Origin of the sequence: Pseudomonas sp. R76 (assembly GCF_009834565.1) — a bacterium.
Taxonomy (GTDB): Bacteria; Pseudomonadota; Gammaproteobacteria; order Pseudomonadales; family Pseudomonadaceae; genus Aquipseudomonas.
Genome location: NZ_CP019428.1, coordinates 959,784 through 972,329, shown reverse-complemented (window position 1 = coordinate 972,329; position 12,546 = coordinate 959,784). Strand labels below are relative to the sequence as shown.

General features: G+C 60.6%; 14 protein-coding genes. 3 read left to right on the top strand and 11 right to left on the bottom strand.

Going from position 1 to position 12,546, the window contains the following annotated elements; all coding sequences use genetic code 11:
* Window positions 1-95 precede the first annotated feature (95 nt).
* The gene (locus PspR76_RS04245) at window positions 96-329 is read left to right on the top strand and encodes a PP0621 family protein (RefSeq protein WP_159954106.1); all 234 of its coding nucleotides are present in this window, start codon (window positions 96-98) and stop codon (window positions 327-329) included.
* Here PspR76_RS04245 and thiO read toward each other — a convergent pair.
* The 5 genes from thiO to pilV all read right to left on the bottom strand — a co-directional run bounded on the left by thiO (window position 316) and on the right by pilV (window position 3,643).
* The gene (gene thiO, locus PspR76_RS04240) at window positions 316-1,425 is read right to left on the bottom strand and encodes a glycine oxidase ThiO (RefSeq protein WP_159954105.1); all 1,110 of its coding nucleotides are present in this window, start codon (window positions 1,423-1,425) and stop codon (window positions 316-318) included. The two genes, PspR76_RS04245 and thiO, sit on opposite strands and share 14 nt — an antisense overlap.
* A 62-nt stretch (window positions 1,426-1,487) precedes the next feature.
* Window positions 1,488-1,889, bottom strand: coding sequence for a type IV pilin protein (locus tag PspR76_RS04235; RefSeq protein ID WP_159954104.1), 402 nt, complete (start codon window positions 1,887-1,889; stop codon window positions 1,488-1,490).
* 11 nt (window positions 1,890-1,900) lie between these two features.
* Entirely contained in the window at window positions 1,901-2,392 is a 492-nt protein-coding gene (locus PspR76_RS04230) for a pilus assembly PilX family protein (protein ID WP_442966765.1), read from the bottom strand.
* Window positions 2,393-2,438: 46 nt separating this feature from the next.
* On the bottom strand, window positions 2,439-3,146 hold the full coding sequence (locus PspR76_RS04225) for a PilW family protein (RefSeq protein WP_159954102.1): 708 nt from the start codon (window positions 3,144-3,146) through the stop codon (window positions 2,439-2,441).
* Complete coding sequence (gene pilV, locus PspR76_RS04220) at window positions 3,143-3,643, bottom strand: type IV pilus modification protein PilV (RefSeq protein WP_159954101.1); 501 nt, start codon at window positions 3,641-3,643, stop codon at window positions 3,143-3,145. The genes PspR76_RS04225 and pilV overlap by 4 nt, the downstream gene beginning before the upstream one ends.
* A gap of 206 nt (window positions 3,644-3,849) precedes the next feature.
* On the opposite strand from pilV, the gene PspR76_RS04215 reads away from it, so the two are divergent.
* Entirely contained in the window at window positions 3,850-4,431 is a 582-nt protein-coding gene (locus PspR76_RS04215) for a GspH/FimT family pseudopilin (RefSeq protein ID WP_159954100.1), read from the top strand.
* Here PspR76_RS04215 and ispH read toward each other — a convergent pair.
* The 6 genes from ispH to murJ form a co-directional block, all read right to left on the bottom strand.
* Window positions 4,385-5,332, bottom strand: coding sequence for a 4-hydroxy-3-methylbut-2-enyl diphosphate reductase (ispH, locus tag PspR76_RS04210; protein WP_159954099.1), 948 nt, complete (start codon window positions 5,330-5,332; stop codon window positions 4,385-4,387). The two genes, PspR76_RS04215 and ispH, sit on opposite strands and share 47 nt — an antisense overlap.
* 183 nt (window positions 5,333-5,515) lie before the next feature.
* Entirely contained in the window at window positions 5,516-5,953 is a 438-nt protein-coding gene (gene fkpB, locus PspR76_RS04205; RefSeq protein WP_010213263.1) for an FKBP-type peptidyl-prolyl cis-trans isomerase, read from the bottom strand.
* A 7-nt stretch (window positions 5,954-5,960) separates the two neighbouring features.
* Window positions 5,961-6,470 carry a signal peptidase II gene (lspA, locus tag PspR76_RS04200; RefSeq protein ID WP_106578588.1) on the bottom strand — a complete coding sequence of 170 codons (510 nt, stop codon included), beginning with the start codon at window positions 6,468-6,470 and terminating at the stop codon, window positions 5,961-5,963.
* Window positions 6,463-9,294 carry an isoleucine--tRNA ligase gene (ileS, locus tag PspR76_RS04195; RefSeq protein ID WP_159954098.1) on the bottom strand — a complete coding sequence of 944 codons (2,832 nt, stop codon included), beginning with the start codon at window positions 9,292-9,294 and terminating at the stop codon, window positions 6,463-6,465. Before ileS ends, lspA begins: the two co-directional genes overlap by 8 nt.
* 14 nt (window positions 9,295-9,308) lie before the next feature.
* Window positions 9,309-10,247: a bifunctional riboflavin kinase/FAD synthetase gene (gene ribF / locus PspR76_RS04190; RefSeq protein ID WP_064450635.1), complete on the bottom strand. Its 939-nt coding sequence runs from the start codon at window positions 10,245-10,247 to the stop codon at window positions 9,309-9,311.
* A gap of 119 nt (window positions 10,248-10,366) precedes the next feature.
* Window positions 10,367-11,905 (bottom strand): murein biosynthesis integral membrane protein MurJ, encoded by a 1,539-nt coding sequence (gene murJ / locus PspR76_RS04185; RefSeq protein WP_159954097.1) that lies wholly within the window; start codon window positions 11,903-11,905, stop codon window positions 10,367-10,369.
* A 253-nt stretch (window positions 11,906-12,158) separates the two neighbouring features.
* Between murJ and rpsT the strand changes: the two genes are divergently transcribed.
* Window positions 12,159-12,437 carry a 30S ribosomal protein S20 gene (rpsT, locus tag PspR76_RS04180; protein ID WP_003171647.1) on the top strand — a complete coding sequence of 93 codons (279 nt, stop codon included), beginning with the start codon at window positions 12,159-12,161 and terminating at the stop codon, window positions 12,435-12,437.
* Window positions 12,438-12,546 lie beyond the last annotated feature (109 nt).

Below are 12,546 nucleotides of genomic sequence, written 5' to 3'. Positions count from 1 at the left end.
CGGGGCTCCCTTTTTTATGGGCCAGCATTATTGCGCTGTGCGCCTGCTACGACCTTGGCTAAACTGGCGCATTCCTTGTCGAGAAACTGCCCATCATGCTTCGTCTACTGTTCTGGATTGCCGTCATTGCTGCCGCGGTATGGTTCTGGCGCAAATTCAAAAGCCCGGCTGCCAAGCAGCAACGCAGCGGCGAGCCCGACGCAGCCTTGATGGTGCGCTGCGCCCACTGCGGCGTGCATTTGCCGCAGGATCGCGCACTGAGTTCAAACCAACAGTGGTACTGCACCCAGGCACACCTGGAGCAAGGCCCGAAGTCTATCCAGCGTTGAGCCGACCTTCAGGCGCATAGGGCGCCGGGTCGATGATCGGTGTGCGCCCCAGCAACAAGTCGCAAAATAACTGGCAGGATGCTGGCGCGAGCACCAGGCCATTGCGGTAATGCCCGCAATTGAGCCACAGCCCTTTGAGGCCTGGGACTTCACCGATGTAGGGAATGCCCTCCGGTGAGCCGGGCCGCAGACCCGCCCAATGCCCCACGACCTCGGCGTCCGCCAGCGCGGGTATCAATTCCACCGCAGAAGCCTTGAGGCTTTCCAGCGCAGCGTCGGTCGGGGTCTTGTCGAACCCTTCATGTTCAAGCGTGCTGCCGATCAGAATGTGCCCATCACGCCGCGGGATCGCATAGCGCCCCTTGGCCAGGACCATACTCGACAAGAAATCTGACGCGCACTTGTACAAAATCATCTGGCCTTTGACCGGCTCTACGGGAAGTGCCAAGCCCAGTTTGCCCAGCAGTTCCCCGCTCCAGGCACCGGCCGCCAGCACGACCTGATCCCCAAGGATCGGCCCCGCAGCCGTGTTCACGCCCACGACGTTTTCGCCCTCGAGGACAAAACCGTTCACCTCACACTGCTCATGGATAGTCACGCCGGGTAACGCCGACAGCGCCGCCTTGAGGGATTTGACCAGGCGCGGGTTGCGCACATTGGCCACGTTCGCCATGTAGATCGCCTGGGAATACCCCCCGCCCAACACCGGCACCGCGTCATGGGCAGCCGACACATCCACTTTGCTCAACGGCCGGCCTTCACGGGCAGCCCAGGCCAGTGCTTCGGCCTCGTCGTCCAGGTCCAGCCAGTACAAACCCGTGGTATGCACCTCTGGATCAACGCCCGTGGCGGCGAACAACCGTTGCGCCAGTTGCGGATAAAAATCCTGGGACCAATGCGCCAGAGCCGTGACCGCCGGGCTGTAGCGCCACGGGTACAGCGGCGACACAATGCCGCCGCCCGCCCAGGAAGACTCCTGCCCAAGCCCCGCGCGCTCCAGCAGTGTGACTGCCTGCCCCTGGGTGGCCAGGTTGTACGCCGTCAACAACCCGATTACTCCGCCACCGACAATCACCACTTGCTGTTGCTTAGCCATCACTTGATCCAGCCGATAAAAAGGGAAAAGCGCACTCGGCGCCCACTCATCCAGCACTCTCATCATTGCCCCCAGCACGCCTTGCGCGACATGTCAGGCGACGCGCCCGGATTGCTGCGCACGCCGGAACTGCTCAAGCTGAACTCACCGCAAGGGTCGCCTGCCATGACTGAGCCGACTGCAGGCGCGGCCACCAGGTGAAATTCCTGAGGGTTTAATACTGCGCTGATTCTATAGCGTTCATTGCCCACACTGACGCCGCTTGCATCAATAAAAGTACCGTTGCGCGTGTAAAAGCGCTCCAGGTAGTGGACTTGCTCAGACAACAACGCAACGATCTCTGCGCGGTAGGCTTTTTTTACATAGCCGGTATAGCCGGGGTAGGCGACTGCGGCCAGTAACGCGACGATCGCAACAGCGATCAGTAACTCGATCAGGGTAAAACCTTGGCAATCCTTGCCCATTGATACGCTCCTTATTGAAGTTGACGCCATAAAACTCGACGAAATCTCGAACCTTGCGCTTCGTTGACCTGCGCATACACCGTCTCCAGCACCGTGCGCGATTGACCACTGAACCCAACAGCCGTCACGCGGAACAACGCGGCAGGCGTTTGCGCGGGCAGACCAACCACGCCCTCTGCCTGCCCCAGCGATTGAACGCCATACAGCCCGCCCTTCAGGGCAGCCCAATTAACGGCTGAAACAGGGTTCGCCCCGGCACCCACCACCGAAAACGCCTCCTGCGGGGGCGCGCAGGCACTGATCGACTGGCAGAGCGGCAGCACCGACCCTGTGCGTTGCACGATCAATTCACCCAGCCTCAGCCCACTTTCAGCAGTCTGAAATGATTGATTACGATGCCAGATGCCACCGGCAATCTTTTGCTGGGACACAGCCCCTTGCATCGACGCCAGGCCGATCAGTGATAACACCAGCAGAAACACCAGGCTGATCACCAGGACCATGCCGGTCTGACGCAGGTAAAAACCGTGATAGCTGAGCATAATCACCCTACCCCAGCCGATTGCGCAGCGCGGCCACGACGCTGTAGACCTGGTCCTGAACACGCCCGGCCGGGTCTCGCAGCGTCATCTGGATGCGCACGCTGCGTATCAGCGATTCGTCCGCCGGGCTGGCGTCATAGCGCACCACACGCGTGGCGCCGGGCTTGGCCGCTAGACCAAAACTGACGTCGAACGCCTGAACGTTATCCACCAGCACCGTCCTGGCCGGCGCTGCGGGTGTACTGACCTTCAACTGCCCGGCTTCAAAGGTGTAGGTGAGCTGGCGTAGCGCAAACCGGATCTGCCCAGGCGCCGGTGCTGGCGAGCTGCCCGCATAGGCCTGGGCTGTGCCGGTGCAATCGGAGAGCACCGTCCAGTCGGGCTTGCCGCCCTCGCCTCCCGAATCGGCGGTGACCAGCGTCAGTGACCTGGCGCTCCCTGCGGCACTCCAACTGACCGGCCGCTCAAACGCGGCCGGTGCGTTATCGATATAGGCCGTCGCCAGGCAGCCAAACATGCCCGCCTGGCGCACATCCTGAATGATCTTGCCCAGCACAAACCGCGCATCATCCTGCAGCAACATGGCGGCCTGCTGGCTGGCATGGGTGGCCCGTGCGCTGATGACGACCTGGCTGAGCCCGAGTATCAGCACCAACCCGATAGCCAGCGCCAGCAACAACTCCACCAGGCTAAAACCCCGCGCACAGCGACTCATTGCGCCACCTCCCGCGCGCCGGCAATGCGGCTGGTGAGGGTGAAGGTTTCCCGCGCACCGCGGCTTTTCGCTGCCCTGGCATCGTCCCAACTGATACTCACGGTGACCTCGCTGCCGCTGACCACCACAGAGCCTTTGGCGCTCGCCCCGGCAAAGCCGATGATATTGGCTTCGAAATCATGCAGGTCCAGGTCACGTACGCTGGCGGTAGCCGTATTGGGCGGGCCGCCTTCGTTTCGGCTCCCTTCGTTTCGGCCCCCAGAGTAATCGGCACCCGAGTTGGCCCGAACGCGGTCGAGCATGTCGTAGGCAATGAAGCTGGCCTGGCTGATCATCCTTGAGCTGTCGGTGTACGTGAGTGCATTGAGCTGGATAACCGCCGCGCCCAGCAGGCCAACGGCAAGAATCAGCACAGCCACCAGTACCTCGATCAGCGTCATGCCGGATTGGCGCCGGGGCAAAGCACGGGCAGCGTTTGTGTTGGGGCAAACAAGCATTACCGTCGTCATCCGTGTCGAAGGCCGAAAAAAAGCAGGAGAAACCTGCTGTGCGGCCCAAGACTAGCGTCGGTTTTGGGCCGGCGCTGCTCTCGGAACAAAGGGAAATACTTTGGACATAAAGGCCATCACTGCACACCCAGAGAGTGGCGCTATACCTAGACCTACCACCTGAAACACTGACTACGTCCACGGAGGGACGGCACATGAGACAACGCGGCTTCACCCTGATTGAACTGCTGCTGAGCCTGCTTCTGAGCGGCATCCTGGCGAACCTGGCAGTGCCGGGTTTCAGGGGTTTGCTTGAGTCGCAGCAACGACAAACCGCTGCGCAGTCGCTGGCCAGCGGGCTGCGCTACGCCCGCACCGAGGCGATTGCGCGCAATCGTGCGGTGGTCATTCATGCACGGCAGGAGGACTGGAGCCTGGGCTGGCGAGTGATCGTGGACGAAAGCGGACGCGGCCACTCGGACGACAACAACCCAGTGCTGTTGGAACGACAGGACAGCGGGAAAATACCGATTGTCGGGAATGGGCCGGTCAAGAGCCAGGTGCGCTTCAGCGGCTTGGGCGAACCGATATTTTCAGCCGGAGGTTTCCGTGCAGGCACCGTGCATGTGTGCGACACGGGCCAGGCGCAAAGCCTGTTTCAGGTAGTACTTGCCCCCAGCGGGCGCATCAGCCTGCGCAGCGACACCACCGAGCAGGCATTGTGCCGGATGGGCTCCGGCACCTCGGCACTCAGACCAGCGAGCGAACCCGCAGCTCCTTGGGCATCGAGAACGTGATGTTCTCTTCACGACCGGCCAACTCATCGGCACCGGTGGCACCCCAGGCCTGCAGTTGCTGGATCACGCCGCGCACCAGCACTTCGGGAGCCGAAGCGCCCGCGGTGATGCCGATACGCTCGACGCCGTCGAACCAGCTGCGCTGCATGTCTTCGGCGCCGTCGATCAGGTACGCGGGCGTGGCCATGCGTTCAGCCAGTTCGCGCAGGCGGTTGGAGTTGGAGCTGTTGGGGCTGCCGACGACCAGTACCACATCGCATTCGTCCGCCAGTTGCTTGACCGCGTCCTGGCGGTTTTGCGTGGCGTAGCAGATGTCGTCTTTGCGCGGACCACCAATGGCTGGGAATCGCGTGCGCAGGGCATCGATTACGCGGCTGGTGTCGTCCATCGACAAGGTGGTCTGCGTGACAAAGGCCAGACGCTCTGGGTTTTGGACTTGCAGGTTGGCGACGTCTTTTTCGTCTTCCACCAGGTAGATCGCGCCACCATTACTGGCGTCGTACTGGCCCATTGTGCCTTCGACTTCCGGGTGGCCGGCGTGGCCGATCAGGATGCATTCACGGCCGTCGCGGCTGTAACGCGCGACTTCGATGTGCACCTTGGTGACCAACGGGCAGGTGGCATCGAATACTTTCAGGCCACGGCCGGCAGCTTCGGTGCGCACGGCTTGGGAAACGCCGTGGGCGCTGAAGATGACGATGACGTCGTCCGGCACCTGATCGAGTTCTTCGACAAAGATGGCACCGCGCGCGCGCAGGTCTTCAACCACAAATTTGTTATGGACGACTTCATGGCGCACGTAAATCGGCGGCCCGAAGACTTCCAGGGCGCGGTTGACGATTTCGATCGCCCGGTCCACACCAGCGCAGAAGCCACGGGGGTTGGCGAGTTTGATTTGCATGCTGTGCCTCGTGTCTTGCAGGGCAAGAAATTGGATCGACTCAACTCTACAGGAGTGAGCCCCTGTGGGAGCCGGGCTTGCCCGCGATGCAGACGACTGGGTGTATCAGGTACACCGAGGTGATGCTATCGCAGGCAAGCCAGCTCCCACATAAACCAGCCCCACAGGAGCCAGCGTCGTTGATCAGAGCGCTTTAACGTCGATGATTTCGACGTCAAACGTCAAGGTTTTACCGGCCAACGGGTGGTTGAAGTCGATGGTCACTTGCGCGTCATCGAAGGTTTTCACCACGCCGGGCAGCTCGGTATTCGCCGCATCGTTGAAAATCACCAACAGGCCTTCCGACAGGTCCATGTCCTGGAACTGCGAACGCGGGATGATCTGTACGTTTTGCGGGTTGGGCTGGCCAAAAGCATTTTCCGGCAAAATCTGCAGGGTGCGCTTGTCACCGGCCTTGAAACCGAACAGTGCCGCTTCGAAACCCGGCAGCAGGTTGCCATCGCCGACCTTGAAGGTCGCCGGGGCTTTGTCGAACGTGCTGTCGACCGTGTCGCCGTTCTCCAGGCGCAGTGCGAAATGCAAAGTGACTTCCGTGTTCTGGCCGATGCGTTGCTCAGCCAATACCTGATCAGTCATTGACGGTCTCTCCGGTTTTCTTGCTTTTGAACATGTCCAACGCCAGCATGATTGCACCGACGGTGATGGCGCTGTCGGCAAAGTTGAACGCCGGGAAGTACCAGCGGTTCTGCCAATGCACCAGGATAAAGTCGATCACATGGCCCAGGGCAATGCGGTCGTAAAGGTTACCCAGGGCGCCGCCCAGCACCAAGGCCAGGGCGATGGCGAGCCAGGTGTCATCGCGGCCCAGGCGTTTGAGCCAGACCACCAGCACGGCACTGACCACCACGGCGATCAGCGCGAACAGCCAGCGCTGCCAGCCGGAGCTGTCGGCGAGGAAGCTGAAGGCCGCGCCGGTGTTGTAAGCCAAGGTCCAGCTGAAGTAGTCGGGAATGACCACAATCTGCTGGTACATCTGTAAGGCGCCTTCGAAATGAGCCTTGCTGAGCTGGTCAATGACCAGCACCAGCACGCTCAGTACGAGCCAGCCCAGACGTCCGAAACGGCTGGTGTTAGGCATAGTGGCGAACCTCACCGGCACCGCTGATGTTGTCCACGCAACGACCGCAGATTTCCGGATGCTCAGGGTTTACGCCAACGTCTTCACGGCAGTGCCAGCAACGGGCGCACTTAGGGAAGGCCGACTTGACCACTTGCAGCTTGAGGCCCGGTACTTCGGTGGCCACGGCGTCCGCAGGCGCCTGGGCAAACGGTGCCAGGCTGGCGGTCGAGGTGATCAGCACAAAGCGCAATTCGTTGCTCAGCTTGGCCAGGTCGGCGCTCAGGCCTTCCTCGGCAAACAGGGTGACTTCGGCTTGCAGGTTGCCACCGACGGCCTTGGCCGCACGCTGAACTTCCAGCTCCTTGTTCACCGCAACTTTGACGGCCATCACGCCTTCCCAGTACTCGCGGCCCAGTTCGAAGTCGGCCGGCAGTTCGGTCAGGCCTTCGTACCAGGTGTTGAGCATTACCGATTCGTTACGCTCGCCCGGCAGGTATTCCCACAGTTCGTCGGCGGTGAAGGCCAGGATCGGCGCGATCCAGCGCACCAGCGCTTCAGAGATGTGGTACAGCGCGGTCTGCGCCGAACGGCGTGCCTTGCTGTTGGCGCCGGTGGTGTACTGGCGGTCCTTGATGATGTCGAGGTAGAAACCACCCAGCTCCTGCACGCAGAAGTTGTGGATCTTCGAGTAGACGTTCCAGAAACGGTATTCACCGTAGTGTTCCTGCAACTCGCGCTGCAGCAACAGGGTACGGTCCACGGCCCAGCGGTCCAGGGCGAGCATGTCCTCGGCCGGCAGGATGTCGGTGGCCGGGTTGAAACCGGTCAGGTTCGACAGCAGGAAGCGTGCGGTATTACGGATACGGCGATAGGCATCGGCGCTACGGGCCAGGATCTGGTCCGACACGGCGATTTCGCCCGAGTAATCGGTCGACGCTACCCACAGACGCATGATGTCGGCGCCCAAGGTGTCGTTGATCTTTTTCGGCTCGATCACGTTTTTCAGCGACTTGGACATCTTGCGGCCCGTCTCATCGACGGTGAAACCGTGGGTCAGCAACTCACGGTACGGCGCGTGGTTGTCGATGGCGCAACCGGTCAGCAAGGAGGAGTGGAACCAGCCACGGTGCTGGTCCGAACCTTCCAGGTACAGGTCGGCACGCGGGCCGGTTTCGTGGCCCATCGGGTGCGAGCCGCGCAGCACGTGCCAGTGGGTGGTGCCGGAGTCGAACCACACGTCGAGGGTGTCGCTGATCTTGTCGTACAGCGGCGCTTCGTCGCCCAACAGCTCGGCGGCGTCCAGCTTGAACCAGGCTTCGATGCCTTCGCTCTCAACACGCTGGGCCACGACTTCCATCAGTTCGACGGTGCGTGGATGCAGCTCGCCGCTTTCCTTGTTCAGGAAAAACGGGATCGGCACGCCCCAGTTACGTTGGCGGGAGATGCACCAGTCCGGACGGTTGGCGATCATCGAGTGCAGGCGCGCCTGGCCCCAGGCCGGAACGAACTTGGTGTCTTCGATGGCTTTGAGCGAGCGCACACGCAGGGTGTCGCCGTTGACGGGCTCTTTGTCCATGCCGATGAACCACTGCGCGGTGGCGCGGTAGATCAGCGGGCTCTTGTGACGCCAGCAGTGCATGTAGCTGTGCTTGATGGTGTCGGTTTGCACCAGCGCACCGACTTCACGCAGCTTGTCGATGATCGGCTGGTCGGCCTTGAAGATGAACTGGCCGCCGAAGAACTCCAGCGAAGGCACGTAGACGCCGTTGCTTTGCACCGGGTTGATGATGTCATCGTTGACCATGCCGTACTTCTTGCAGATCACGAAGTCGTCCACGCCATAAGCGGGCGAGCAGTGAACCACACCCGTACCCGAACCCAGTTCGACGTAGTCGGCCAGGTACACCGGCGACAGACGGTCATAGAACGGGTGACGGAAGTTGATCAGTTCCAGCGCGGTGCCGGTGGTGGTGGCGATCACCGAACCTTGCAGTTCGTAGCGTGCCAGGCAGGCCTCGACCATTTCCTCGGCCAGCACCAGCAGGCGGTCACCGACGTCCACCAGGGCATAGGTGAATTCCGGGTGCACGTTCAGTGCCTGGTTGGCCGGGATGGTCCACGGCGTGGTGGTCCAGATCACGATGGCGGCCGGCTTGGCCAGCGATGCCAGGCCAAAGGCTTCGGCCAGCTTGGCGTCGTCGGCAACCGGGAAGGCCACGTCGATGGTCGAGGACTTTTTGTCTTCGTACTCGACTTCCGCTTCGGCCAGGGCCGAACCGCAGTCGAAGCACCAGTTCACAGGCTTGAGCCCCTTGAACACGAAGCCGCCCTTGACGATTTCGGCCAAGGCGCGGATCTCTCCGGCCTCGTTCTTGAAGTTCATGGTCTTGTACGGGTTGTCCCACTCGCCCAACACGCCCAGGCGGATGAATTCGGACTTCTGCCCTTCGATTTGCTCGGTGGCGTAGGCACGGCACAGTTCACGGGTTTTATCCGCGCCCAGGTTCTTGCCGTAGGTCACTTCGACTTTGTGTTCGATCGGCAGACCGTGGCAGTCCCAACCCGGAACATAAGGCGCGTCGAAACCCGACAGGGTTTTCGAGCGCAGGATCATGTCCTTGAGAATTTTGTTCAGCGCATGACCGATGTGAATCGTGCCGTTAGCATAAGGAGGGCCGTCGTGCAGGACGAATTTCGGACGATCCTTGCCAATTTCGCGCAACTTTCCGTACAGGCCAATACTGTCCCAGCGCTGCAGGATCTGCGGTTCGCGCTGTGGCAGGCCGGCCTTCATTGGGAAGGCGGTGTCCGGAAGGTTTAGCGTGGCTTTATAGTCGGTCATTTAAGGCTCTTCGGTTAGCGATGGGCGCTAGGTGCGGCTAGTGCACGGGCGGCGGCGACATCCGCATTGATCGCCGTTTTCAACGCCTCAAGGGAGGCGAAACGCTGCTCTTCACGCAGCTTCTGGTGGAAAACCACCGTCAAACGCCGGTCATACAAATCACCGGCAAAATCCAAAAGGTGAACTTCCAGGTGGGCCTTGCCATCACCTGCAACCGTGGGTCTGACGCCTATGTTGGCGACTCCCGGCCACGATTGGCCGTCGATGTCGACGCTCACCAGGTAAACCCCGGTGAGTGGTACACGACGGCGCTTGAGTTGCACGTTGGCGGTTGGCGTACCGAGTTGGCGCGCCAGCTTCTGACCGTGCAATACCCGCCCGGCAATGCGGAACGGGCGACCGAGCAAGCGCTCGGCCAAGGCGAAGTCGGCAGCGGCCAGGGCGTTACGCACCTGGGTACTGCTCACGCGCAGGCCGTCCAGTTCGACGGTTTGCGCGGCTTCGACGGTAAAACCTTGATTCACGCCGGCGTGCTGCAGAAAGTCGAAATCCCCGACGCGGTCGCAACCGAAACGGAAGTCGTCGCCGACCTCCAGGTGCTGTACGCCCAGGCCATCCACCAGAATACGGTCGACGAACTCGGCGGCGCTGAGGCTTTGCAAACGCTGGTTGAAGGCCAGGCAAAGCACACGGTCTACGCCCTCTTCCGCCAGCAGCTGCAGCTTGTCGCGCAAACGCGCCAAACGTGCCGGCGCCGTTTCAGGGGTAAAGAATTCCCGTGGCTGCGGCTCAAAAATCACCACGCAGCTGGGCACGCCCAACTCGACCGCACGTTCACGCAGCCGGCCCAGGATAGCCTGGTGGCCACGGTGAACACCGTCAAAGTTGCCAATAGTGGCGACGCAGCCCCGATGCTCGGGGCGCAGGTTGTGGAGACCTCGAACCAGCTGCATAACGCGCTTCTTGCTCATAAAGTGGTCGATTATAACCACACCCAGCCCCGGACGACAGGCAACAGCGCAGGCCAAATGGATCGAATCGATAAAACAACCGTTTTATCGCGGCAAACTCTCTATCCCAACGACTTGCGATTGAAATCCCGCAGTCGGAAACCCTGCAGCAGCAACATCCCGAAGTACACCAACACGCCTGCGACCACCAACACGCCCAGGCGCATGAAGCGCTCCAGCATATGGCCCTGGTCCCAGGCTGGCATAAAGTGCATCAGGCCGAGCAGTACCGCCGACATGGCCGCAACCGCCACCAGCAACTTGAGGGCAAACATGCCCCAGCCCGGCTGCGGTTGGTACATCTGCTGCTTGCGCAGTTGATAAAACAGCAGGCCGGCATTGATGCAGGCGCCGGCGCTGATCGCCAACGCCAGGCCAGCGTGGGCCAGCGGGCCGATAAACACCAGGTTGAGCAGTTGCGTGACGATCAGCGTGAAAATCGCGATTTTGACCGGCGTGCGGATGTTCTGCTGAGCGTAAAAGCCTGGGGCCAGCACTTTGATCACGATAATACCGAGCAGCCCGACGGAATAAGCGACCAGCGCGTGCTGGGTCATCAGTGCGTCATGCGCGTCAAACTGGCCGTATTGGAACAGCGAGACAGTCAATGGCTCGGCCAGAATCCCCAAGGCCAGGGAGCACGGCAGCACCAGCATGAAACACAGGCGCAGGCCCCAGTCGAGAATGCGCGAGTATTCCTGACGGTCTTTGCTGGCGTAGGTGCGCGCCAGGGTCGGCAGCAGAATCGTGCCCAACGCTACGCCAAGTACGCCGGACGGCAGCTCCATCAGACGGTCGGCGTAATACATCCACGATACCGAGCCTGAAACCAGCAGCGAGGCGAAGGCGGTGTTGATGATCAGCGAAATCTGGCTGACCGAAACGCCAAGGATCGCCGGCAGCATATTGCGCATCACGCGCCAGACGCCGGTGTCTTTGAGGTTCAGGCGCGGCAGCACGAGCATGCCGATCTTTTTCAGGTGTGGCAGCTGGTACAGCAATTGCGCCAGGCCACCGGCCAGCACCGCCCAGCCCAGGGCCATCACCGGCGGATCGAAGTACGGCGTGAGGAACAGCGCGAAAATAATCATGCTGACGTTCAGCAATGTCGGCACGAAGGCCGGCACCGAGAAGCGGTTCCAGGTGTTGAGGATCGCACCGGCCAGGGACGACAGGGAAATCAGCAATATATAAGGAAAGGTCACCCGCAGCAGATCAGTGGTCAGCGCGAATTTTTCCGGGGTATTGGCGAAACCGGGGGCGGTGGCCCAGATCACCCAAGGCGCGGCGAGCATGCCGGCGATGGTCACCAGCTTCAGTACCAGGGTCAGCAGGCCGGAAACATAGGCAATAAAGGTGCGAGTGGCTTCTTCGCCCTGCTGGGTCTTGTATTCGGCCAGGATCGGCACGAACGCCTGGGAAAATGCGCCTTCGGCAAAGATTCGCCGCAGCAGATTGGGCAATTTAAAGGCAATAAAGAACGCATCCGTGGCCATGCTGGCGCCAAAAATGCGCGCCAGCAGGGTGTCACGCACGAACCCCAAAACCCGGGAGATCATCGTGATAGAGCTGACGGCAGCCAACGATTTGAGCAGATTCATTGAAAGAGTTTGCGCCTATAGATAAAGAGCAGGCGAACAAAGCGCCCACTTATGCGATACTGCGCGCCTGCAACAGCACAGAGCCAAAGCTCGCGAGTTTACAGGTCAAGCGCCGGAAATAAATCACCCGCCTCTTCAGATCGACCACTCAGCAGTTCGCATCAGCCGCCCTTGACAACCCATCAAGTCATCGGCATGATTCGCGGCCTATTTTGTTTGCTATTTCCTAAAAAGTCTTTCGAGGAGCTCGACGGTGGCCAACACACCTTCCGCCAAAAAACGTGCAAAACAGGCTGAGAAGCGTCGCAGCCACAACGCCAGCCTGCGTTCCATGGTTCGTACCTACATCAAGAATGTAGTTAAAGCCATCGACACCAAAGACGCTGAAAAAGCCCAAGCTGCTTACGTTCTGGCCGTGCCAGTTATCGACCGTATGGCCGATAAAGGCATCATCCACAAGAACAAGGCCGCTCGTCATAAGAGCCGCCTGAATGGCCACATCAAGGCTCTGAACGTCGCTGCAGCAGCCTAAGTGGTAACAACTGCCGCGTAACCCAGGTTGCGTAACAGTTAAGAAATGCCCCGTACCGAAAGGTCCGGGGCATTTTTGTTTGCCTACAGAATCACCACAGCTCTCCTTG

What these genes read in the sequence shown, in the direction of transcription:
- lspA (WP_106578588.1), bottom strand. Translation starts at nt 6,470, where the DNA reads ATGCCTAACACCAGCCGTTTCGGACGTCTGGGCTGGCTCGTACTGAGC.
- ribF (WP_064450635.1), bottom strand. Translation starts at nt 10,247, where the DNA reads ATGCAGCTGGTTCGAGGTCTCCACAACCTGCGCCCCGAGCATCGGGGC.
- ispH (WP_159954099.1), bottom strand. Translation starts at nt 5,332, where the DNA reads ATGCAAATCAAACTCGCCAACCCCCGTGGCTTCTGCGCTGGTGTGGAC.
- ileS (WP_159954098.1), bottom strand. Translation starts at nt 9,294, where the DNA reads ATGACCGACTATAAAGCCACGCTAAACCTTCCGGACACCGCCTTCCCA.
- thiO (WP_159954105.1), bottom strand. Translation starts at nt 1,425, where the DNA reads ATGGCTAAGCAACAGCAAGTGGTGATTGTCGGTGGCGGAGTAATCGGG.
- pilV (WP_159954101.1), bottom strand. Translation starts at nt 3,643, where the DNA reads ATGCTTGTTTGCCCCAACACAAACGCTGCCCGTGCTTTGCCCCGGCGC.
- PspR76_RS04230 (WP_442966765.1), bottom strand. Translation starts at nt 2,392, where the DNA reads ATGGTCCTGGTGATCAGCCTGGTGTTTCTGCTGGTGTTATCACTGATC.
- PspR76_RS04225 (WP_159954102.1), bottom strand. Translation starts at nt 3,146, where the DNA reads ATGAGTCGCTGTGCGCGGGGTTTTAGCCTGGTGGAGTTGTTGCTGGCG.
- PspR76_RS04235 (WP_159954104.1), bottom strand. Translation starts at nt 1,889, where the DNA reads ATGGGCAAGGATTGCCAAGGTTTTACCCTGATCGAGTTACTGATCGCT.
- PspR76_RS04245 (WP_159954106.1), top strand. Translation starts at nt 96, where the DNA reads ATGCTTCGTCTACTGTTCTGGATTGCCGTCATTGCTGCCGCGGTATGG.
- PspR76_RS04215 (WP_159954100.1), top strand. Translation starts at nt 3,850, where the DNA reads ATGAGACAACGCGGCTTCACCCTGATTGAACTGCTGCTGAGCCTGCTT.
- murJ (WP_159954097.1), bottom strand. Translation starts at nt 11,905, where the DNA reads ATGAATCTGCTCAAATCGTTGGCTGCCGTCAGCTCTATCACGATGATC.